Origin of the sequence: Hymenobacter convexus (assembly GCF_030580955.1) — a bacterium.
Lineage (GTDB): Bacteria > Bacteroidota > Bacteroidia > Cytophagales > Hymenobacteraceae > Hymenobacter.
Genome location: NZ_JAUQON010000002.1, coordinates 202,036 through 223,707, shown reverse-complemented (window position 1 = coordinate 223,707; position 21,672 = coordinate 202,036). Strand labels below are relative to the sequence as shown.

Here is a 21,672-nt window from a genome sequence, read left to right as displayed (position 1 = left end):
CTGCCGTGTGCAATCTGCCCGCTGCCCGCATCAAGTCAGCACGTTTCACCAAACCCCACTTGCTGCCATGAGAAACCTGTTGCTGCTGCCGCTGCTCCTGAGCCTGCTGGCCCCGCTGAGCCCCGCCCTCGCCCAGAAGAAGGCAAAGAACCCGGCCCCCGCCGCTGCGCCCGAGCCCGCCGATACCACCCGCCACCGCACCCTTACGGGCATCGTGCTGGATGCGCAGTCGAAAAAGGGCCTCCCCGGCGTCACGGTGCTCATTAAAGGAACCACGCAGGGCACCAGCACCGACCACGACGGTCGCTACTCGCTCTGGGTGCCCAATGCGGCCAGGGCCACGCTGGTATTCAGCACCATTGGCTACAAAACGCAGGAGCGCCGCATCGATGGCGCGCGGGTGGTAAATGTGGCGCTGTTTGTTGATAACAAGCAGTTGAATGAAGTATCAGTAACGGCCTACGGCTACGAAAATAAAGCTGCGAAAGTCGCGATGCCGGCTGCCGCGCCATCCAAGCGCAAAATGAAGCTCGCGCAAGGTGCGGCCGATGCTGCCTACGCACCGCCGGTGCTCTACGGCAACATGGCCGGCATTGCCATCACCCCGGCCAAAGCCGAAGCCGGCGCCGGCGACACCTACGCCCACGTGCAGGAAAACAAGTTTTTTGAAGCCAAAAAAGACCCGCTCAGCACCTTCTCACTGGATGTGGACAACGCCAGCTACTCCAACGTGCGCCGCTTCCTCAACGAAGGGCAGCTGCCCCCGCGCGACGCCGTGCGGGTGGAGGAAATGCTGAACTACTTCCGCTACGACTACCCCTCCCCGGCCGCCACCTCGCCCGACCCCGTCCGCATCAGTACCGAGCTGGCCACTTGCCCCTGGAACCCCGCCCACCAGTTGGCCCGCATCGGCATCCAGGCCAAGAAAATTGAAACCGCCAAGCTGCCGCCCGCCAACCTCGTGTTTCTGGTCGATGTCTCGGGCTCGATGTACGGTCCCGACCGCCTGCCCCTGGTGCAGGCCGGCCTGAAGCTGCTGGTGAAGCACCTGCGGCCCCAGGACCACGTGGCCCTGGTGGTGTACGCCGGCGCGGCCGGCCTGGTGCTGCCGCCCACGCCCGGCTCGCAGCCGCAGGTCATCCTCGATGCCATCGACCGGCTGCAGGCGGGCGGCTCCACGGCCGGCGGCGCGGGGCTGCGCCTGGCCTATTCCACGGCCCGGCAGAGCTTTAACAAGGAAGGCAACAACCGCGTGATTCTGGCCACCGACGGCGATTTCAACGTGGGCGAAAGCTCCGATGCGGCGATGGAGCAGCTCATTGTGGAGCAGCGCGAAAGCGGCGTGTTTCTGACGGTGCTGGGCTGCGGGCGCGGCAATCTGCGCGACAGCCGCATGGAAACCCTGGCCGACAAAGGCAACGGCAACTACGCCTACCTCGACAACCTCGACGAGGCCGGCCGGGTGCTGGTGGCGCAGTTCGGCGGCACGCTCTTCACCGTGGCCAAGGACGTGAAGCTGCAAATCGAGTTCAACCCCGCCCGCGTAGCTAACTACCGCCTCGTGGGCTACGAAAACCGCCTGCTCGAAGCCGAAGACTTCAACAACGACCGCAAGGACGCCGGCGAGTTGGGCGCTGGCCACACCGTCACGGCCCTCTACGAAATAGTGCCCACCGGCAGCGCCCAGCCCCTCATCGATGCCCTGAAATACCAGCAGCCCGCCAAAGCCCCGGCGCCCGCCACCGCCGAAGTCCTCACCGTGAAGCTGCGCTACAAAGAGCCGCAGGGCACGGCCAGCAAGCTGCTGTCGCAAGCCCTGGCCGGCGCTCCGGCCGGCATCGAAAAGGCCACGCCCGACTTCCGCTTTGCCGCCGCCGTGGCGCAGTTCGGCATGCTGCTGCGCCAGAGCGAACAACGCGGCGCCGCCACCTGGGCCGCCACCGAGCAGCTGGCTAACAACGCCCGCGGCACCGATGCCGACGGCTACCGCGCCGAGCTGGTGCGCCTCATACGCCTGGCCGAAGGCTTGAGCGGCAGCGGCGCCGTGGGCAAGCGGTAGTGGCCGGCGCCAGCGGTCGGGCAGCGGGCATCTCCCGCCGCCCGACCGCTGGCGCCGGATTTGGTTGGTCGTGCAGGGAAAGTGGTTTGCTGTGAAATACGAACCCGAATTTGGCGTTATTGGGCAGTGGTAAGCGCGGCGGGCTGCCATGCATCCTTCCACGCTTATTCCTTCCGGCTTGCTCCATTTCTTCCCTCTTGGCTGGCGCTTGCTGGCCAGCTTGCTGCTCATGCTGAGCGGCTTGGGCCTGCTGCCCCACACCGCTTTGGCCCAGGCACTGCCCACCTTCGACATGGCCGTGCGCGTGCTGGGGCCGGGACCGAGTGGCCAGCGCCCCTTCTCCGGCGATGTGGCCGTGGATGCGGCCGGCAACAGCTACACCAGCGGCCGCTTCACCACCTCCGTGCGCTTCGATAACCGAACCCTCACGGCCACGAGCGGCAGCGACGTGTACGTGGCCAAAATGGATGCGACGGGGAAACCCAATTGGATTGTAACCATCGGCGCGGCCATTGGCAGTGGCGGCGGCCCTTACGGCAACAACGATACGGCCCTGGCCATCGATGCCGGGGGTAACGTGTGCCTCGCCGCCAGCTTCACCAGCCCCACCCTCACCCTGGGCAGCACCACGCTCACCAATGCCGGCGGCAGCGACCTGTTTGTGGCCCGGCTCGATGCGAATGGCAACTGGCTGTCGGCGGTGCGCGCGGGTGGGGCGGGCGATGAAACCCTGACGGGCCTGGTGCTCGATGCCAGCAACAACGCCTACCTCAGCGGCTCGTTTACCGGCACGGCGCTGTTTGGCGGCACGGCCCTGGCCAGCGCCGGCGACCGGGACTTCTTTGCCGCCCGCCTCGATGCCAACGGCACCTGGCGCTGGGCGGTGCGGGGCGGCAGCACGGCTTTCGACGCAGCCACCGATGTGGCGCTGGATGCGGCCGGCCACGCCTACCTCACGGGGCAAGTGTGGGGCAATGCCGGGCAGGTGGGCCCGTTCGGGCTGGCCCAGTCGGCGTTTGTGGCCCGGCTCGATGCGGGCACCGGCACGTTTCAGCGGGTCACGGCCGTGGCGCCGGGCGTGAGCAGCAGCCTCACCAGCGGCTACTTCTGGGGCCACCTGGCGGTAGATGCGGCCGGTGCGTGCTACCTCACGGGCAGCTACCTGGGCACGCTCACCTTCGGCGCGTTCACGGTCGTCAACCCCGGCACCACGGTTTCGCTCAACGATGTCTTCGTGGCCAAGCTCGATGCCGCCGGCACCTGGCAATGGGCCAGCACAGCCGGCGGCCCCTACGGCACGTATTGCTCCGGCATTGCCGTCGACGACCGGGGCGGCATCTACATCGCCGGCACCTTTCGGGGGCCGGCCCAGTTTGGTGCTACCGCCCTGGTATCGCAGAATGTGAGTTTGCTTTCCGAAGACGTGTACGTGGCCAAGCTCGATGCCGCCGGACGCTGGCTGTGGGCCGTGCCGGCTGGCGGCCCGCAGTCCGATGCCAACACCGGATTCGCCCTCGGGCCCTTTGCTACCCCTTACATCGTGGGCGAGCATTTCAGCCCGGCCGCCAACTTCGGCCCGCTCGTCGTGCCGGGCGAGGTGGTGTTTTTGGGCTCCACCTACCTGGCCCGCATGCAGCCCAACCGCCTGCGCATCAGCGGCGACTCGGTGCTGTGCATCGGCAGCACGGCCCAGCTCACGGCCAGCACCCTGGGCACGGGCATCAGCTGGCGCTGGAGCACCGGGGCCACCACGCCCACCATCACCGTAGTGCAGCCGGGCACTTACACCGCGACGGCCACTTTTCCCGGCGGCTACACCCTGTCCGAAACGTACCGGGTGCGGAGCATCGCCGCCCCCACGGTGGCCATCACGGGCGCGGCGGGTTTCCTCTGCCCCGGCACGCCGCGCCAGCTGCTGGCGGTGGCGCCCGGCGCCGTGGGCTGGCGCTGGAGCACGGGCGCCACCACGCCCGGCATCAGCGTGACGCAGCCGGGCACCTACTCCGTCACGGCCACCTTTGCCTCGGCTTGCACGGCCACCGCGCAGGCCGTGGTGGTGGCCAATGCGCTACGCATCAGCGGGCGGGTGCAGCTGTGCCCGGGCCAGAGCACCACGCTCACGGCCGCGGGCACCGGCGCGGCCGTGGCGGCCTACCGTTGGGACACCGGCGCCACCACGCCCACGCTACTGGTGGGGCAGGCGGGCACGTTTCGGGTCACGGCCACCTTTGCCGACGGCTGCCAGCTCAGCGCCACGCACACTGTGGGGCCGCCCGTGGCCAAAGTGGCGTCGGTGAGCGGTGACACGCTGCTCTGCCCCGGCGCGGCCCTCACCCTGACGGCCCTCAACCCCGACGCCTCCACCTACCGCTGGAACACCGGGGCCACCACGCCCACCATCACCGTGGCGCAGCCGGGCACCTACGGGGTGGTGCTCACCTACCCCGGCGGCTGCACCAGCCGCGATTCGCTCCGCGTGCGGGCCGCGCCCACCATCCCGGCGGCCGCCACGCTCGGGGCCGATACGACGCTGTGCCTGGAGCAGCCGCTGCTGCTGCGCGCGCCATTGGTAACAGGGCCCGGGGTGACGCTGCGCTGGGCCGATGGCAGCCGCGGCCCCACCCTGACGGTGCGCGAGCCGGGCACTTATTCGCTGCAAATCCGCACGCCCTGCGACAGCCTCACCCTGCGCCGGCGGGTGGCCTACACCAGCTGCCTGCTCATTCCCAACGTCATCACGCCCAACGGTGACCGGCAAAACGACCGGTTTGCCCTGCAAAACCTGCCCCGGGGCGACTGGGCCCTGACGCTCTATAACCGCTGGGGCCGGCAGGTGTACCACACCAATGCCTACCAGCAGGACTGGGGCCCCGATGCCGCCGCCGGCACCTACTACTACCTGCTGCGCCACACCACCGACAACGCCACCTACAAAGGCTGGGTGGAAGTCGTCCGCTAGGGCCGCGTGCTGCCGGCGGGCAACGCCGGAAAGGCCGTGCTATGCCATTAGTGGGGCGCCAGGCTGGCCACGACGGACCGGCTTTGTATATTGTCTGCGGAGCTCTTTCAAATTGAAAGAGAGCTTTCTATATTTGATACAAGCTCATCCTCTCTTTCACTACGCTCTCATGAAAACAAATACCCTACTGGCGGCCGGCATCGGGCTGACGGCACTGCTGACCAACTGCCAAGCCAAGGACGACGACCCGCAACAACCGCCGGTTGCGTCGTTCACCTACAGCGGAGCGGCCCAGAATTTCACCCCCATCGTGTTCAGTAGCACGGCCCCCGGCGCTGCTTCCTACGCCTGGGATTTTGGCGATGCGACGACGGCCACCCAACCCAATCCGAGCCATACGTTTCGGCGGGCGGGCACCTACACTGTGGTGCTCCGGGCCACGGGCGCGGCGGGCACCGCCACCAGCAGCCAGACCCTGACGCTCAGCCAGGCCGATACCGCCGTCATCATTAGCCAGCGGCTGGCGGGCAGCTACCGATTTAACCGGGTATATCGGGTTAATTATAATACCTACACCAACTCCCCTATTGTCTACACGCGGCTACGCGATACCACGCTCACGCTCACACCGGTGTCAAGGGGCGGTGTGTCATTTTATGGCAGAAGCTGGACGCCAATGGGAAGCAGCACCTGGGCTTCGGCGGGTGTTGCCAGCCCCTCTTATACCTATGTGCAAGGCATCGGGGCCGCGTACACCGGGGCGTCTTTCTTGCAAAGTGGCGATAGTGTCAGTTTCTCCATTAACAATTTCCCCAGCAATGGCCCCGGCCCTAAAGAGTATCTTTCGTTTTATGGAGGAAAAATTCGGTAAAGCACATCATCCGGGCATTTGAGGCCTGCTTAATGCTACTGCACCAGAAAGGCCCCGCTGAGCTATCAGCGGGGCCTTTTGTATAACATATTTCGGATGCTTACCCGAGCAATAAACCGGAAGGGATACGTGGAATAAAATGGCGGCTAGTCCGCGTTCGAATTAGAAGGAGTAGTTCAGGCCGACTTTGGCCACGCGGTTGTAGGCCTGGAAGCGGTTGCCGGCGTCGAGCGAGGTGAGGCCGTAATCGTAGCCGGCGCTGATGCCGAAGCCGTTATCGAACTGGTAGCCGAGGCCGGCCACGGCGGCGAAATCAACTTTGCGCAGCTGGTTCGATACATCGAAATCCTGCTTGTAGGCCGAGAAGCCGAGCACGCTGGCATCGACGCGGGCCTTGCCGCTCACCAGGAATGAAGCCTGCGGGCCGGCGTAGAGGTAGAAGCCGGGCGTGACGAACACCTTGGCCAGCACCGGCACATCCACATAAGCCAGGCGGGCCGTGCCGGTCACTTTCGCGTTCAGGAAATCGAGGGCCGGGAAGGGCAGCGTGCCGGTGAGCACCGCGCCTTTTTCAGCGTAGGTGATGCCCGGCTCGATGGCGAAGCCGGGGCCCAGCGGCAGCGTGGCATACACACCGGCGTAGAAGCCGGGGCGCATCGACTTGCCAATGGCGCCATCAGGAGCGTAGCCGGCCAGGGAGGTGAAGCTCTGCACGGCATCGCCCTGCAGGTCGGCCACATTCAGGCCGCCCCGGAAGCCGAAGCGCACGCCAGAGTTGGTGCCGGAGCTGCTTGTGCTGGAGCTTGAATACGAGGGCTTGCTGTAGCTGGGGGCGCGGCGGCTGGTGCTGCTGCCCATGGGCCGGGGCGAAGGCGCCGCTTTGGGGTTGCCGTAGGCGTCGCGGGCACCCTGGGCCGAGGCCGAGCCGGCGAGAGCGGAAATCAAAAGGCAAGCCGCGGCCAGGCCGCCCGAAAGGCGTGAAAATTTCATAACCAGAAGTGGTTTGGGAAGTGAAAGAAACCGGCGCTTACCGGTGGCCGGGCAACGGGCCCGACGTGGTGGCCGATGACAGGATACATCACAAAACCGTGCCAAACCGCGCCCCGGCTTCCCTGCCAGCAAGCCGTTCCCAGAACTCGCACCGACCAAGCCCCGCACTTTGCGGACCAGCTGCCCGCCCTTCTCGACCAATGCCTCCGGCTCCAAAAGGCAAAAAGCCGGGCCGCTCCACTAGCGGCCCGGCTTTGTAGCCGTTAAAAAAACTGGGGTAGACAGCTACTCGCGCACCAGCTGCTGGCTGCTGGCCGGGCCAGTGGGCGGCGTTAGGCGTAGTACGTAGAAGCCGGGCGCAAGGCCACGCAAATCCAGCGTTTGGCGCAGCGGGCCGGCCGGAGCCGTGAAATTTTCCCGGCGCACGGTGCGGCCCAGGACATCGAGCAGGTCGAGCCGCACGGGGCCCGCGGCCTGGAGGTCGGCCGCAACGGTCACGGCGTCGGTGGCGGGGTTGGGGTAGGCGTTCCAGGCGGCGGCGGTGTGGCTGGCCAGGGCGGCCGAGGCCAGCATCACGGTGGTGGTGGCCGTGTTGGTGCGCACGGGGGCGTTGTAATCGAAGAAAATGTCGGCTTTGTTGGGCACGATGTCGCCCACGGCCAGCGTGGGACGCGGCCGCACCCGGAACCGCACGAAGCCCTGCGAGCGAATCACGTCGATGTTGCGATACGGCAGCTTGATGTTGCCGAAACGCACCGTGAGCAGGCCGTTGCCGGTCAGGCTCCATACGCAGTTGTGCGACTGCGCAATCAGCTCCATCGTGCCCAGGTTGAGCCGTTGGGTGTTGAGCGTATCCGTGATGACGACGGTGAAGGCCGTATCGGTGCCCATGTTCTGGAAACGGACGATGTAGTCGAGCGGCAGCCCGGCCGCTACCTGGGCCGGCGACAGCCGGTCATAGTTCACGGTGATTTCGTTGGGGTCATAGGAGCCCGTCACCGTTTGGGGGGCGGTAGCGGTGTTGTTGCTCGCGTCCACGTCGCCGGTGAGCGGGGCGGCGGCCGTGGAGCTGAGCACCGTGCCGAGCGTGGTATTGGTGGCCAGGCTAAAGGTCACGTCGTAGTCGAGGTGGGCAAACGGGGCGAGGTTGGCGTAGGTCCACGTCACCACCTGGCCGCTGCGGGTGCCGGCGGGGGCGCTGGCCACGTAGGTCGCGCGGCTGTCGAGGGTGGCGCTGGCCGTGCCGCTGGCCACGGTGGTGCCAATGTTTTCGAGGGTGAGGCGGTAGCGGGTGGTGAAGCCCGGCCGCGCCGCGCCGTAGGGCGTGAGCGTCACGCGCACATCGGTCTGGTTATCGTTCGGCACCAGCCCGAAGTCCTGCCCCGTCACGGCCTGGCCCAGCGCCGGGAAGGTGCCCGTGCGCAGCGTGGGTGTATTCAGCGTATAGTAGGGATGGGGCGACGGCACCGTGACGGCGTACGTCGCGCCCGGCAGGCCGTAGAAGCCGTACTGGCCCGTGCCGGGCGTGCTGGAGAAGGTGGTGGTCTGCGTCAGGTCGCTGATGACTTGGGCGTAGGGAAAAGGAATTTCGCCCGTGTCGCGCTGGCCGTTGTTGTTCTGGTCGATGTAGAGCGTGCCGCTGAGGCGGCTGGCCTGGCTCAGCCGTACCAGGGTGTTGCCGTCGGCAAGGGGTTGGCTGTTGATGAAGGGCTGCGCGCGTTGGGTGCGGCCAAAGCCCGGCGTTTTGTAGTTGAGCAGGTACACATTGCCGCTGGCATCGGCGCCCAGGCCGCTGGCGAAGTGGTTAGTGAAAGCAGAGTCAGCCGGCGTGGCGCGCAGCATGCCGTCAATGGTGCGGGCCCAGCGCGTGGTGCCGGCGGCGTCGTAGCTCACCACGTAAAACGTATTTGGGGCGTAGCTTGGCGGGGCCACAACCGGGTACGTAATGGTGGCGTTGTTGCCAAACGTCGCGGTGGGCCGGGTGAAAAGGCCGCTTTTGTACACGTTGCCGGCCGCGTCGAGGGCCAGGTGGACGGCGGCCTTGGTGTCATCGTAGCTGTTGGTCAGGGCGGCCCGTACCCACTGCGGTGCGCCGGCTGCCGAAATTTTGACCACAAAGCCACCACTGGTACCCAACGCCGTGCCGCCAAACGCGATGTTGGCCGAGCCGGCGTTGCCAGCCACATACACTTCGCCGGAAGATGCCAGGGCCAGGGCCAGAGCCGCCGCATTGCCGCCGGTGGTGCCGCTGGTAAGGGTGTTGGCCACGCCCCACTGCGGCACGCCGGCCGCCGAAAGCTTCAGCGCGAAGGCGGCCATGCCGCCGGGCGAGCTCAGCGTTACGCCGGGCGTGCCACCCAGCGCCGCCGCGCCCTGCAACGAGCCCACGCAGTAGATGTCGCCAGTGGCATCCGCCGCGAGGTCTTCCACGCGGAGGTAATAGCTGGTCTGCGTCGTCGCCGTGGTGGGCACTAGGGCGCGCACCAGGGCGACGGCGCCGGCGGTATTCACCCGGAAAATGGCCGAGCTGTAGGCATAAAAGCTCGTGCCGGCAAACGGAAAAGTGTAGTTGGCAAAGACGTACGTGGCAGTGCTGGCCACGCTCAGCAGGGTGTTGTTGGCCGCATCCACGGCCATGCTCGTAATGGTGGCAGACGTGTTGCCCTGGTGTAGCATTGAAAGCGAATTCACCGTGCCCGAAGGGCTCAGCGTGGCCAGCATAAAGCCGCCCGTGGGCAGGGTCTGGCTGCCCAGGGTGAAGGGGTAGTTGGTGCCCGTGGTCTGGCCCACCGAGTCGATGCCGGCACGCAGGGCCACGTGCACGTTGCCATTGGGCGCTAGGGCCAGCCCTATTATTTCGTCAGGCTTGCCGCTGGCGCCGGCAATGGCCCATTGCACCAAGCCTTGCGGATTTATCTTGGCCAGGTAAAGGTCGGTACCGTTGCCGGCGCCGACGGGCAGGGGTAGGGTAGTGGCGCCCATCGTAACAACGCCTTGGTAGGAACCGGCCACGTAGGTGTTGCCGGCCGCGTCGGTGACGGAACGGGAGGTGAGGGTGCCCGGCGCCAGCGGCCGCGACCAGGTGGCGTACTGCGCATAGCTGCGTTGCAGCGCGCCCAGGGCCAGCAGGCCCACCAGGAAAAGTAACCGGTACATTTTCATAAAGCAGGAGAAAAAAGGGAGAATGATGGTAGCGCCGGCACCTCCCCGGCCGGAGCACGGCACCGCGTTTCAGAAAGGCAGACCAGCCGCCCCGGGAAAAGGCTGCCGCTCTATTCAAATAATTAGCTACAGCTCAAACCGCACCCCGAACTGCAAGCCCGTGGCCGTGGGCTGCTGCCGCAGCCCCGTTTCGGGCTTGTAGAGCGACAGGGCCTGCCAGCGCAGGCTGGGCGCCACGCTCAGGCTCAATCGGTTGGTGAGGGCGTAGTTCAGGGCCAGCGAGCCCGTGAGGCCCACGTTGAGGGTGCGGAAGGGGCCGTTGCCGGCGGTTATTTTTTCGGTGCGGAAGTTCTCGCCGTCGGCCGTCGTCACCTGGGTGCCGCCCAGGAAAAACTGCAGCTGGGCGCCCACGGCCACGTCGGTCCACAGGCGGCTGGTGCCGGGCGCGGCCAGGCGGTAGCGCAGCAGCACCGGCACCGTAAAGAAGCGGTAGTTGGGCTGGAGCAGCTTCGTGGTCAGCGTTTCTTTCTTGCTGATAGTCGGCGTGGTGACGTGGCTGGTCGTCCGCACCGTGTCGTGCTGCACGGTGGTCGAGTACACCGTATCCTGCCGGGGCACGTACACGGTGGTGTAGCCAACCACCTGCCCACTGGCGTTGAATATCGGCGAAGGCTGCGGCACCTGAATGATGCGGACCGAATACGTCTGGTTGGTGCTGGTGTAGGCGGTGGCGGTGGTGGTGGTCGTGGTGTTGTAGGTCACGCTCACGTCGGTGGTTTTGTTGGTGATGCGCAGGTCGGCGCCGTAGGTGCTGTAGCCCACGCCAGCGCCCACGCTCAGGCGCGGCGTGAGGCGGTATTCGGCCAGCAGCGCGGCATTGAAGCCGGCGCGGCCGGTTTCGTGGTTGCGGCGCAGGGTCGTGAGGCTATCGCCCTCGGGCCCTTGCAGGGTGAGCGTATTCTGCTCGGGCGCGCCGGCCAGCAGCAGGCTCCAGCGGTGCTTTAGCGGGTGCGCGTGGGCCGTATCGGCCGGAGCTGCAACTGGGGTAGCCGCTACCACGGGTGCGCCGGGCAAGTCGCCGAGGGCCAGCAAGGTGCTGTCGGTGCGGCGCTGCAGGCGCTTCAGTTCGGCCCGCTCGGCGCGTAGGCTCGCCAGCAGGGCCGGCTGGCTACCCACTGGGGGCGTGCCCGGTTGCAAGGTGGCTAGGCTGGGTAGTTGCACCAACACCTGCCGTTCCAGGTCGGCCAGCGACTGGAGCGTGGTTGGCGTAGCATCGGTGGCGACGGTGGTTTGGGCAATGGCGACGGCCGGTGCGGCAGCTGTTTCACGGGTGGCGGCAGAATCGCGGGGCGCAACAGCCGGTGTAACAACGGGTTTTTGCTTATCCGTTATTGCTCCGGTCACGGCAACGGGAAGGCCGGCACAGTGTGTTTCGTGTGCCGGGCCGGATTGTCCGGATTGTAAAGAAGCCGAGCGGGCCTGACGCAAGGCTGAACCGGAGCTTGCTCCCGCAGCTAGAGGCAAGGTGCCAGGCAGGTGCGCCACGGTCGGAGCCGGTTGCGCCGAACCACGGCGGCTGGCAATACCGGCCGGGGCATTGGCTCGTTCGCTGCGTAGCGCCCGCTGCGTGGCCACCGGAGCAGCGGACGGGCCGGCTAAAGCGGCCGTCTTCAAGGCAGCAGCCGGCTGCACTGGCGCCGCACTGTGCGGCAGCAGCCAGCCGGCCAGCCCGCTCAGCAGGGCTACCAGCGCCACCAGCAGGGGCAAGGGCAGCGGCCGACGCCGCCCGCCTGGCGCGGGGCCGGGCGCGCCTATACGTTGCTCAATGCCAGCCCACACCGGGGCCGAGGGCTCCAGGCTGAAATCATCGAATTTGTCGCGCAGCGACTGGTCGAGGCGGTTTTCTTCCGGTTCGGGCATCATAAGTTCAAGTAGCTGGACTGCTGCTGGTGCAGGCGGGTAAGGTGTTTGCGGGCCTTGCTGAGCTGGGCCTTGGAGGTGCTCTCCTGAATGCCCAGCAGCTCCGCGATTTCGCCGTGGGTGTAGCCGTCCACGGCGTAGAGGTTGAGGACGAGGCGGCAGCCGTCGGGCAGCTTTTCCATCAGGGCCAGCACCTCGGCCACGCCCAGGCGGTCGAAGGCATCGGCGTCAGTCGCGAAGGGCTCCGGCGCGTCGTCAAGCAGCAGTTGCTGGCGGCGATGCTGCCCGCTCTGCCAGTGGTTGAGGGCCGTTGTGACCACAATGCGCCGCACCCAACCCTCGAAAGACCCCTCACCCCGGAAGTCCTGCAAGCGCGTAAACACCTTCACGAAGGCATCCTGCAGAATGTCCTCGGCCTCGGCCACCGAGCGCACGTAGCGCCGCGCCACGCCCAGCATGCGGCCGGCGTAGCGGGCATACAGGGCGCGCTGGGCCGCCGGCTCGTGGCGGCCGCAGCGGGCAAGCAGGTCGTCCAGCTCCGTAGAAAGGGGCATTACATCGGGAAAGCAGCGCAGCCCGGCCGGGTGCTGCCCGGCAGACAAGTTACTTCCCGAAAAGGCTGCCGGGGCGGACGGAAATATTTTCGGGCCAGCACAACCCATCTGTCATCCTGAGCGCAGCGAAGGACCTTGTCACCACTGAATAGGTCAGACTCAGACGTGATAAGGTCCTTCGCTGCGCTCAGGATGACAGGTGAAATCTTTACCGCCGCTCCCGGTTCAGCAGCCGCAGCAGCACCCCGTTGGTCCACCCGAAACCGTCCTGCAGCGGGTACTCGCCGCCACCGGCGGGCCGATTGATGTTCACCACATCGTACTTCTCCAGCAGCTTGCCGGTTTGGGCAAATACGCGGCTGTTCAGCCGCACCCAGCGGTGGGCCACGGTGTCGGCCAGGGCGGGCTGCTGGTAGCGCTTTAGGCCCTCAATGGCCAGATATTGCAGCGGGGCCCAGCCGTTGGGGGCGTCCCACTGCTGCCTGGTTTGGTTGAGGGTGGTCACCAACCCGCCCGGCTTCAGGAAATTAGCCTTCAGTCCTGCCGCCACCCGGCTGGCCTGCGGCGCCGTGGCCAGCCCAAACGCCAGCGGAAAAACCCCCGCCAGCGTACGCACCCCGGAGCGTTGGCGCCGCCGCCAGTTATAGTCCTGAAACCAGCCGGCTTTGGCGTCCCAGCTCAGGGCCAGCAGGGCGGCTTTGCGCTGGGCGGCCTTGGCGGTGTAGGCGCGGGCCTGCGCCGCCTGGCCGGCCACGCGGGCGGCTTCGGCCAGCGTCGTTTCGAGGTTATAAAGCAAACAATTCAGGTCAACGGGCACCAAATCGGTGGTTTGGATGCTGCCCAGCCCGCCCCCGGCCCCAAACCAGCGGCTGCTGAAGTCCCAGCCCGACGCCGCGGCAGCCCGCACGTGGCGGTAGAACTGCGCGGGCGGCTGCTTGCTCCGCTTGGCGGCGGCCACGTCCTCGGCGTAGGATTCTTCGCGCGGCTGGGCGCTGTCGTCCCAGTAGCGGTTGAGGACGGCGCCGGAGGGCAGGCGCACCGCGCGGCGGGCGGCGGTGCCGGGCTTCAGGGTTTCGGCGCCCTGCATCCAGTAGCGGTACTCGGCTTCCAGGGCCGGGCGGTAGCGCAGCAGCTCGCCGTTGCCGCGCTCCTGGGCCAGCAGCTGCACCATGCGAGCAAAAAACGGCGGCTGCGAGCGGGTGAGGTAATAGCTGCGGTTGCCATTCGGGATGAAGCCGTAGCGGCCGATGAGGAAGGCAAAATTGTCGGTGATGTCTTTCAGCAATTGCCCCTTGCCGGCCTCGGCCAGCCCCAGCATCGTGAAATACGAATCCCAGTAATACACCTCCCGAAACCGCCCGCCCGGCACCAGGTACGCCCGGGGCAGCGGCAGCAGCGACCGAAACGCGGCGAGCGAATCGGCCGGGTCCACGGCCGGCGCGGCGGGCCGGGCCAGCACCGCCCACAACGTGTCGAGGTGGTGGCGCAGGCCGGCTTTCAGGTCGGTCTGGAAAGGCACACTGTCGTCAGCCGGCAGGTCGAAATGCGCCGTTACGAAAGCCTTCAACTGGAAGCCGGGACGACTTTTCTCGCGGCGCCATGTCGCCAGAATGGTGGCCGGACGCTGCCGGGGCGCGGCGTCTACAAAGGTCTTATTATCAGCAAAAAAGCGCCCCAGCTGCACGGCCTCAAACAGCCCCGGAAACAGCTGCCGGGGCGAGGCCGGCCGGGCCGGCGTCGGGGCAGTAGGCGTTGGGGCGAGCGTGCTTGGCGCTGAAGCCGCAGGGGCCGCTTTAGGGGCCGCCGTTTCGGTTTGGGCCCGGCCAGATACGGCGCTCAGGAGCCCCAGGAGTCCGCAAAGGAAAAATCGTGGCATAGCAGTAAGGGTTGACTGCCGCCCGCCCCGGGCAGCAATACGCTTTCAAAATGCTTACGGGCCTTGCCCTATTTTGCTCTCGTTTCCGGCATAACTAATGAAATAGTTTTTAAACTAAAAAATTAGTTGTACGTTTACATCCACCTCACGATATCCGTTTTCATGGACTCCTCCGCTTTTCCCGAACTTACCCGCGCCGAAGAACAAGTCATGCAGGTGCTCTGGCGCCTCGGACCCTCCTTCGTGAAGGACGTGCTTGCCGAGCTGCCCACGCCCCAGCCGGCCTACAACACGGTGTCCACCATCATCCGCATCTTGGAAACCAAAGGTTTTGTCGACCACGAAGCCTTTGGGCGCACGCACCGCTACTTCGTGCTGGTGGCCCAGGACGACTACCGCCGCTTTTCGCTGCGCAAGCTGCTGGGCGGGCATTTCGGTAATTCTTTCAGCCGGCTCGTTTCCTTCTTCGCCAAAGAAGAAAACCTCGATGCCGCCCAGCTCGACGAACTTCTCCGTCACGCTTCCCAACCCCAAAACCCCACCGATGACGACTCAACTCAACCTGCTTAATTGGATGGTGCTCAGCACGGTGTTGCTGGGCGCGTGGTGGACCTGCTACCGCCTGGCCCTGCACCAGGAACGCAGCTTTGCCTACAACCGCTGGTTTCTGGTGCTGGGGCCGCTGCTGGCCGCCGGCCTGCCGCTGCTGCCCGTGGCCCTGCCCGCCAGTTGGAGCGTAGGGCCCGCGCTCCAGCTGACCGGCGTGGCCGCTGTGCTGCTGCCCACGGTGGCCGTGGGGCCCGGCGGGGCCACCAGCGCGCCGGCTGCGGCAGTCGACTGGCCGCAGGTGCTGCTATTCATTTACTTAGCTGGTGTGCTACTGATGTTGGACCGGTTGGCTCTGGAGTTGGGGCAATTGTGGCGGAGCACGCGCCACCTGGCCCGCGAAAAACGCGCCGGCTACACGCTGGTGCCCACCCACGGCCAGCTGCCCACCAGCTCGTTCGGCCGCCTCATTTTCTGGGATGAAACCCTGGCCCTGAGCCCGGCCGAGGCCGACCAAGTGCTGCGCCACGAGCTGGCCCACGCGCGCCAGGGCCATACCTACGACCGCCTGCTACTGGAGCTGCTGCGCGCCGGGCTGTGGTTCAACCCCTTCGTGCATTTGTGCGGCCGGGCGCTGGCCCTCACCCACGAGTTTCTGGCCGATGAGGCTGCCCTGCGCCACGCCGCCCGCCAGGCGCCGGCCTTTTCCCCTGCCCAATCTTATACACACCTGTTGGCCCGGCAAGTGGCCAGCCGCCTGGGTTTCTCCGTCCCGCTTGCGCACACCTTTTCCCATTCCCAAACCCTCCGTCGCATTGCCATGATACAGAAAACCTCCCCCATTCGCCGCTGGAAGCAGTGGCTGGCGCTGCCCTTGCTCAGCGCCTTGTTGTTCACCGTCGCCTGCGAAAAAGTTGCTTCGCCCGCCGAGCAGGCCGCTTCCAGCGCCGCGCAAAATGCGCTGGTGCCCCCGCCGCCCCCGCCGCCGCCGCCCACGCTCGAAAAAGTGTACACCTACGTGGAAAAGATGCCCCAGCTGCCCGGCGGTGGCGGCAACCGGGCCATCGTAGAATACATTCAGAACCACCTGGCTTACCCGCAGGTATCGGCCGCCAACCAGAAAACGGGCCGGGTGTTCGTTTCCTTCGTCGTGAACAGCGGCGGCGAAGTGTTTAACCCCAACATTGTGAAAGGCCTCGGGCCGGAATACGACGCCGCGGTGGTGGCGGCTATTGGCCAGCTGCCCCGCTTCGAGCCCGGCACCCAGGACGGCAAGCCCGTGGCCGTGAGCTTCACCGTGCCCATTTTGTTTGCTACCGCCGCCCTCCCCGGTGGCGAAAACGTGAAAATTATCAGCCAATAACTTGGCTTTACGTGAGAAACCGCTCGAAAAGCTCCGCTATTGGCCGGAGCCTTTCCGCGTTAAGTCCAGCGCCAACCCGGCAAAATGGGCTAACTTGCGGGTCGTATTGGCCTTCTAATTCGTTTTTATTCAGTGCTGTTTTCCCTAACGCCGCGTGCTGCGCTCGTGGCCGCCTCCCTCAGCTTGCTGGCCGCCGCCAGCCTGCCCGCTTGCAAAACCAGCCCCAACGAGGGCGAAAAAGGGGCCACCGGCGCCACCGGCGACAGCGTTGCCGCGCAGCCGGCCCCGATTGACACCATCAAAATCAAGGCGATGGCCATGCGGCGCGACTCGCTGAAGGCCGACAGCATTGCCCGCAAAACCGGCCAGCTGCCGGGCGCCATCCTGCCGGGCCACCGCATCGTGGCGTTTTATGGCAACATCCGCTCGAAGGGCATGGGCATTCTCGGGCGCGAGCCCAAGGAGCAGATGTTCCGCAAGTTTGCGGGCGTGCTGAAGGAATGGCAGGCCGCCGACCCTAGCATTCCGGTGCAGGCCGCCCTGCACAACGTGACCATCACGGCCCAGGGCACGCCCGGCAAAGACGGCAAGTGGCGCCTGATGAACTCCAAAGCCACCATCGACGAGGTGCTGAGCTGGGCCCGCGAGCACAAGTGCATCCTGTTTCTGGACGTGCAGCCCGGCCACAGCACCCTGCCCGTGGAGCTGCCCAAGCTGGAAGCCTACCTCAAGCAGCCCGACGTGCACCTGGGCATCGACCCGGAGTTCTCCCTGGCCACCATGCCCGGCGTGCGCCCCAACCAGCGCATCGGCACGCTCGACGCTAAGGACGTGAACTTCACCATCAACTTCCTGGCCCGCATTGTGAGCGAAAACCACCTGCCGCCCAAGGTGCTGACGGTGCACCGCTTCACCCGGAAGATGATTACCAACTACAAAAACATCAAGCTCGACCCCCGCGTGCAGGTGGTGATGCACATGGACGGCCACGGCGAGCCCACCCTGAAAAAGGACTCGTACCACGACTACATCCAGACCGAGCCCGTGCAATACACCGGCTTCAAGCTGTTCTACGAGTACGACCCCAAGCCCAAGCCCCACCACATGATGACCCCGGTGGAAGTGCTGACCCAGCTCACGCCCAAGCCGCTGTACATTCAGTATCAGTAGTCGTCTGTCATTGCGAGGCGGAGCCGAAGCAATCCGTCCTGTCAAAACCAGACACGTTTTTACACCAGAAAGCCCCGGCACTGCGCAGTGCCGGGGCTTTCTGTTTGACCGTCATGCAGAGCGTAGCGAAGCATCTCGCGTGCCGCCACTAATTCTTTTGATTGTTGCCCCGAGCGAGATGCTTCGCGGCGCTCTGCATGAGCGTTTACTTCGCCTTCGAGAATGAGTACGGCGCCGCTGCCGGTGCCGTCCCCCGGCTCTTGTTCGGAATGGCGCTCATATCGAAATTCAGCGTCGCGCCCCGCATCAATTCCGAGTGGCTGAGCCAGTTCTTATCATAAGTCTGGCCGTTGAGCGTCAACTTGTTCACGTAGCGGTTTTCAGCCGAGTTGTTGGGCGCGTTCAACACAATGTCCTTGCCCGAGGGCAGGTGCAGGGTGGCTTTGGGGAAGAGCGGAGCGCCCAGTACGTACTGGTCAGAGCCGGGGCACACGGGGTAGAAGCCCAGGGCCGAAAACACGTACCAGGCCGAAGTCTGGCCGTTGTCTTCGTCGCCGCAGTAGCCGTCGGCGGTGGGCAGGTAGAGGCGGTTGAGGGCTTCGCGCACCCAGTACTGCGCCTTCCAGGGCTGGCCGGCGTAGTTGTAGAGGTACACCATGTGCTGAATGGGCTGGTTGCCATGCGCGTAGTTGCCCATGTTGGCAATCTGCATCTCCCTGATTTCGTGGATGACTTCGCCGTAGTACGACGCATCGAACACCGGCGGCAGCGTGAAAACGGTGTCCAACGTGGCCACGAATTTCTGCCGGCCGCCCATCAAATCCACCAAGCCCTGCACGTCGTGAAACACCGACCAGGTGTAGTGCCAGCTGTTGCCCTCGGTGAAGGCGTCGCCCCATTTAAACGGGTTGAAGGGCTTCTGGAACGAGCCGTCCTGGTTGCGGCCGCGCATCAGGCCGGTTTCCTTGTCGAAGAGCTTGCGGTAGTTCTGGCTGCGCCGGGCGTAAAGGTCAATTTCCTTCTTGGGCTTATTCAACGCCTTGGCCAGCTGGTAGATGGTAAAATCATCGTAGGCATATTCCAGCGTGCGGGCCGCGTTTTCGTCGATTTTGACATCGTAGGGCACGTAGCCGAGCTTGTTGTAATACACCACGCCCTTGCGGCCCACGGCGTCGAGGGGCCCGGCGTTGTTGGCGCCGTGCGTGAGAGCTTCGTAGAGCACGTTCATGTCCTGCCCCCGGATGCCCTTGAGGTAGGCATCGGCCACCACCGAGGCCGAGTTGTTGCCCACCATCACGTCACGCAGGCCGGGGCTGGCCCATTCGGGCAGCCAGCCGCTTTCCTTGTAGTCGTTGGCCAGGCCCTGCTGAATTTCGGCATTCACATCCGGGTACAGCAGGTTCAGGAAGGGAAACAGCGCCCGAAACGTGTCCCAGAAACCCGTGTCGGTGTACATATAGCCCGGCAGCACCTGCCCGTTGAAAGGGCTGTAATGCACCACATTGCCAGCGGCATCCCGCTCATACAGCTTGCGCGGAAACAGCAGCGCGCGATACAGACACGAGTAAAACGTGCGCCGCTGCGCCTCCGTCCCGCCCTCAATCTCGATGCGGCCCAGCGCCTTGTTCCAGGCGGCGCGCCCCTGCCGGCGCACGGCGTCAAAGTCCTGCTCGCCAATCTCGCGCAGGTTCAATTCGGCCTGCTCGGGGCTGATGAACGAGGAGGCTACCCGCGCGTTCACCTTCTCTCCTTTTTGGGTTCTAAAGCCGACTACGGCCCCGGCGTGCTTGGCCGTCACTTCCAGCACACCCGGCGCCAGGGCTTTATCCTGGTACAGGGCCGTGCTGGTGAAGTCGTGGTCGAATTCCAGAATGAAATAGTTCTTAAAATTCTTCGGCACGCCGCCGCTGTTGCGCGTGGTGTAGCCAATGACGCGGCGCTGCCCGGGCAGTACTTTGACGTAGGAGCCGCGGTCCAGCGCGTCAATCACCACGTAGGCGCTGTCGGTTTGCGGGAAGGTGAAGCGGAAGCGGGCGGCGCGCTCGGTGGGTGCTATTTCGGTGGTCACGTCGTGGTCGGCCAGGTACACGCGGTAGTAGTTGGGCTCGGCCACTTCGGCTTTGTGCGAAAACCAGCTGGCGCGGGCGTCCTCGTCAAACACGCGCCGGCCGGTGATGGGCATGAGAGCAAACTGCCCGTAGTCGTTCATCCACGGCGAGGGCTGGTGCGTCTGCTTGAAGCCGCGCAGCTTGTCGGCCGCGTATTGGTAGGCCCAGCCGCTGCCCATCTTGCCGGTTTGCGGCATCCAGAAGTTCATGCCCCACGGCAGGGCAATGGCCGGGTAGGTGTTGCCGTTCGAGAGGTCGGGCTTGGAATCGGTGCCGACGAGCGGGTTCACCCATTGAGCCGGGTCGGCTTGCGGGGCGGGCGTTTGGGCCTTGGCTGCATCAGTTACCAGCCAGAGGGCCGCCAGGGCGGTAAGGGTTTTTAGCATACTGAAGTAAGCTTGAACGTCATGCTGAGCGCAGTCGAAGCATCTCTACCGCGCAAGTAATTGAATGCTGATTCAACGAAGCGCTAGAGATGCTTCGACTGCGCTCAGCATGAACCTTCTTCTTGAGATGACCAGCTCCGTACCCTAAACAGCCACCGCCGCCCGGCGGCTGCCGCGCAGCCCGTACCACACAATGTAGGCGTAGCACAGCACCGGCAGCAAGAGCGCCAGGCGCAGGCTGCTGTGGTCGGCAATGGCGCCGAACAGCAGCGGCACCAGCGCCCCGCCCACCACGGCGGTACACAGCAGGCCCGAGCCTTCTTCGGTGTGGCGGCCCAGCCCGGCCAGTGCCAGCGGGAAAATCACGGGCCACATGATGGAGTTCATCAGCCCCACGGCCAGCAGGCTCCACATGGCCACCTCGCCGGTGGTATTAATGGAGATGAGCACCAGCACCGCCGCCGCCACGGCATTGAAAGCGAGTAGCTTGGCGGGCGAGAACTTATTGAGCAGGTAGGCGCCGGCAAACCGGCCCACCATGGCCGCCCCCCAATAAAACGAAACCATCACGCCAGCTGCTTCCTGTGCATTTTGTGGGTTAATAAATCTTTGCAGGCCAAAAGTCGAGGCTAAATTTCTGACATAAAAGAGAATGTTCGACATGACACTATTTAAACTCAAGTAGCTCACCAAGTGCGAGCCAATGGCCACCTCGGCCCCGACGTAGGCAAAAATGCCCACCACGCCCAGTACCAAATGCCGGTAGTGCCAGGCCCGCACCGAACCAGCGTCAATGTTAGCTACCTGTTCGGTGGCCAGCTCAATCTGGGGCAGGTCGACGCGGCTCAGCAGCAGGCTGATGAGCAGCAGCACGGTGCCGATAACCAGGTAGGGAATTTGCACGGCTGTCACATCAATGGCCGCCGCGCTGGTGGCGGTGCTGAGCTTGGGCAGGTGGCTCAGAATGAGGGCGCTGCCCAGCAGCGGGGCCAGCGTAGTACCCAATGAGTTGAACGCCTGCGTGAGCGTGAGCCGCACCGACGCCGACCGGGCCGGCCCCAGAATGGCCACGTAGGGGTTGGCCGCCACCTGCAGCAGCGTGATGCCCGACGCCAGTACAAACAGCGCCCCCAAAAATAGCCCGTACACCCGCTGCGCCGCCGCCGGATAAAACAGAAACGCGCCCGCGGCCGCTACCCCAAACCCCAGCAGCATCCCGCGCTTGTAGCCGATGCGCGCCACCAGCCGCCCCGCCGGAATGCTCATCAGAAAATACGCCCCAAAAAAGCACCCGTTAATCCAATTCGCTTTCGCGTAGCTGAGCTGGAAAATGGCTTTCAGGTAGGGAATCAGAATGTCATTCAGGCAGGTGATGAAGCCCCACAGGAAAAACAGCGTCGTGACCGCGCTTAGCGCCGACGTGTAGCGCGGCGCGGTGCCGAGTGGAACAGTATCGGCGGGAGGCGTTGCCGCCGAAACGGGAGGAAGTGCAGCCATCGAAGGGAGGGAATTCGGGCGAGAAAGGGAGCCGGGGTGGTTGGGTTTTGCCTGTGAAACCCAAAGCTAAACTGTTTAAGCAGACTTTTCCTCCGGGGTTTTGTAAGTTTCTCCAACGCCCCCGGCCAAGACCGTTCAAACAAAAAGCCCCGGCTCCAGAAGAGTCGGGACTTTTTGCAAATGCACGGTCAATTGGTTGCGCTACATTGTG

General features: G+C 65.0%; 13 protein-coding genes. 6 read left to right on the top strand and 7 right to left on the bottom strand.

Annotated features, from left to right (window positions below; translation table 11 throughout):
- Positions 1-67: 67 nt before the first annotated feature.
- From Q4S41_RS04400 to Q4S41_RS04390, 3 genes are all read left to right on the top strand, one after another.
- Positions 68-2,059 (top strand): vWA domain-containing protein, encoded by a 1,992-nt coding sequence (locus Q4S41_RS04400; RefSeq protein WP_305029897.1) that lies wholly within the window; start codon positions 68-70, stop codon positions 2,057-2,059.
- Positions 2,060-2,237: 178 nt separating this feature from the next.
- Positions 2,238-5,018, top strand: a complete 2,781-nt coding sequence (locus tag Q4S41_RS04395; protein WP_305029896.1) for a T9SS type B sorting domain-containing protein — start codon at positions 2,238-2,240, stop codon at positions 5,016-5,018.
- A 169-nt stretch (positions 5,019-5,187) separates the two neighbouring features.
- The gene (locus Q4S41_RS04390) at positions 5,188-5,889 is read left to right on the top strand and encodes a PKD domain-containing protein (RefSeq protein WP_305029895.1); all 702 of its coding nucleotides are present in this window, start codon (positions 5,188-5,190) and stop codon (positions 5,887-5,889) included.
- A 162-nt stretch (positions 5,890-6,051) separates the two neighbouring features.
- Here the strand turns inward: Q4S41_RS04390 and Q4S41_RS04385 are convergent, their stop codons facing one another.
- From Q4S41_RS04385 to treF, 5 genes are all read right to left on the bottom strand, one after another.
- Positions 6,052-6,879 carry a porin family protein gene (locus Q4S41_RS04385; RefSeq protein ID WP_305029894.1) on the bottom strand — a complete coding sequence of 276 codons (828 nt, stop codon included), beginning with the start codon at positions 6,877-6,879 and terminating at the stop codon, positions 6,052-6,054.
- Positions 6,880-7,164: 285 nt separating this feature from the next.
- The gene (locus tag Q4S41_RS04380; protein ID WP_305029893.1) at positions 7,165-10,035 is read right to left on the bottom strand and encodes a DUF7619 domain-containing protein; all 2,871 of its coding nucleotides are present in this window, start codon (positions 10,033-10,035) and stop codon (positions 7,165-7,167) included.
- 132 nt (positions 10,036-10,167) lie between these two features.
- Positions 10,168-11,964: a hypothetical protein gene (locus tag Q4S41_RS04375; RefSeq protein WP_305029892.1), complete on the bottom strand. Its 1,797-nt coding sequence runs from the start codon at positions 11,962-11,964 to the stop codon at positions 10,168-10,170.
- Positions 11,961-12,515 carry an RNA polymerase sigma factor gene (locus Q4S41_RS04370; protein ID WP_305029891.1) on the bottom strand — a complete coding sequence of 185 codons (555 nt, stop codon included), beginning with the start codon at positions 12,513-12,515 and terminating at the stop codon, positions 11,961-11,963. The genes Q4S41_RS04375 and Q4S41_RS04370 overlap by 4 nt, the downstream gene beginning before the upstream one ends.
- A 208-nt stretch (positions 12,516-12,723) precedes the next feature.
- Positions 12,724-14,391 (bottom strand): alpha,alpha-trehalase TreF, encoded by a 1,668-nt coding sequence (treF, locus tag Q4S41_RS04365; RefSeq protein WP_305029890.1) that lies wholly within the window; start codon positions 14,389-14,391, stop codon positions 12,724-12,726.
- A gap of 162 nt (positions 14,392-14,553) precedes the next feature.
- Here treF and Q4S41_RS04360 point away from each other — a divergent pair, with 162 nt between their 5' ends.
- The 3 genes from Q4S41_RS04360 (at position 14,554) to Q4S41_RS04350 (ending at position 17,470) form a co-directional block, all read left to right on the top strand.
- On the top strand, positions 14,554-14,961 hold the full coding sequence (locus tag Q4S41_RS04360; protein WP_305029889.1) for a BlaI/MecI/CopY family transcriptional regulator: 408 nt from the start codon (positions 14,554-14,556) through the stop codon (positions 14,959-14,961).
- Positions 14,936-16,300, top strand: a complete 1,365-nt coding sequence (locus tag Q4S41_RS04355) for a M56 family metallopeptidase (RefSeq protein ID WP_305029888.1) — start codon at positions 14,936-14,938, stop codon at positions 16,298-16,300. The genes Q4S41_RS04360 and Q4S41_RS04355 overlap by 26 nt, the downstream gene beginning before the upstream one ends.
- 132 nt (positions 16,301-16,432) lie before the next feature.
- Positions 16,433-17,470, top strand: a complete 1,038-nt coding sequence (locus tag Q4S41_RS04350) for a hypothetical protein (protein ID WP_305029887.1) — start codon at positions 16,433-16,435, stop codon at positions 17,468-17,470.
- Positions 17,471-17,675: 205 nt separating this feature from the next.
- Here Q4S41_RS04350 and Q4S41_RS04345 read toward each other — a convergent pair whose 3' ends face one another.
- Positions 17,676-19,964: a GH92 family glycosyl hydrolase gene (locus Q4S41_RS04345; RefSeq protein ID WP_305029886.1), complete on the bottom strand. Its 2,289-nt coding sequence runs from the start codon at positions 19,962-19,964 to the stop codon at positions 17,676-17,678.
- A gap of 144 nt (positions 19,965-20,108) precedes the next feature.
- Positions 20,109-21,461 carry a sugar MFS transporter gene (locus tag Q4S41_RS04340; RefSeq protein WP_305029885.1) on the bottom strand — a complete coding sequence of 451 codons (1,353 nt, stop codon included), beginning with the start codon at positions 21,459-21,461 and terminating at the stop codon, positions 20,109-20,111.
- Positions 21,462-21,672 lie beyond the last annotated feature (211 nt).

Excerpts from the sequence above, each read along its gene's own strand:
- Q4S41_RS04400 (WP_305029897.1), top strand. The coding sequence starts at position 68 with ATGAGAAACCTGTTGCTGCTGCCGCTGCTCCTGAGCCTGCTGGCCCCG.
- Q4S41_RS04390 (WP_305029895.1), top strand. The coding sequence starts at position 5,188 with ATGAAAACAAATACCCTACTGGCGGCCGGCATCGGGCTGACGGCACTG.
- Q4S41_RS04385 (WP_305029894.1), bottom strand. The coding sequence starts at position 6,879 with ATGAAATTTTCACGCCTTTCGGGCGGCCTGGCCGCGGCTTGCCTTTTG.
- Q4S41_RS04380 (WP_305029893.1), bottom strand. The coding sequence starts at position 10,035 with ATGTACCGGTTACTTTTCCTGGTGGGCCTGCTGGCCCTGGGCGCGCTG.
- Q4S41_RS04375 (WP_305029892.1), bottom strand. The coding sequence starts at position 11,964 with ATGATGCCCGAACCGGAAGAAAACCGCCTCGACCAGTCGCTGCGCGAC.
- Q4S41_RS04370 (WP_305029891.1), bottom strand. The coding sequence starts at position 12,515 with ATGCCCCTTTCTACGGAGCTGGACGACCTGCTTGCCCGCTGCGGCCGC.
- treF (WP_305029890.1), bottom strand. The coding sequence starts at position 14,391 with ATGCCACGATTTTTCCTTTGCGGACTCCTGGGGCTCCTGAGCGCCGTA.
- Q4S41_RS04360 (WP_305029889.1), top strand. The coding sequence starts at position 14,554 with ATGGACTCCTCCGCTTTTCCCGAACTTACCCGCGCCGAAGAACAAGTC.
- Q4S41_RS04355 (WP_305029888.1), top strand. The coding sequence starts at position 14,936 with ATGACGACTCAACTCAACCTGCTTAATTGGATGGTGCTCAGCACGGTG.
- Q4S41_RS04345 (WP_305029886.1), bottom strand. The coding sequence starts at position 19,964 with ATGCTAAAAACCCTTACCGCCCTGGCGGCCCTCTGGCTGGTAACTGAT.
- Q4S41_RS04340 (WP_305029885.1), bottom strand. The coding sequence starts at position 21,461 with ATGGCTGCACTTCCTCCCGTTTCGGCGGCAACGCCTCCCGCCGATACT.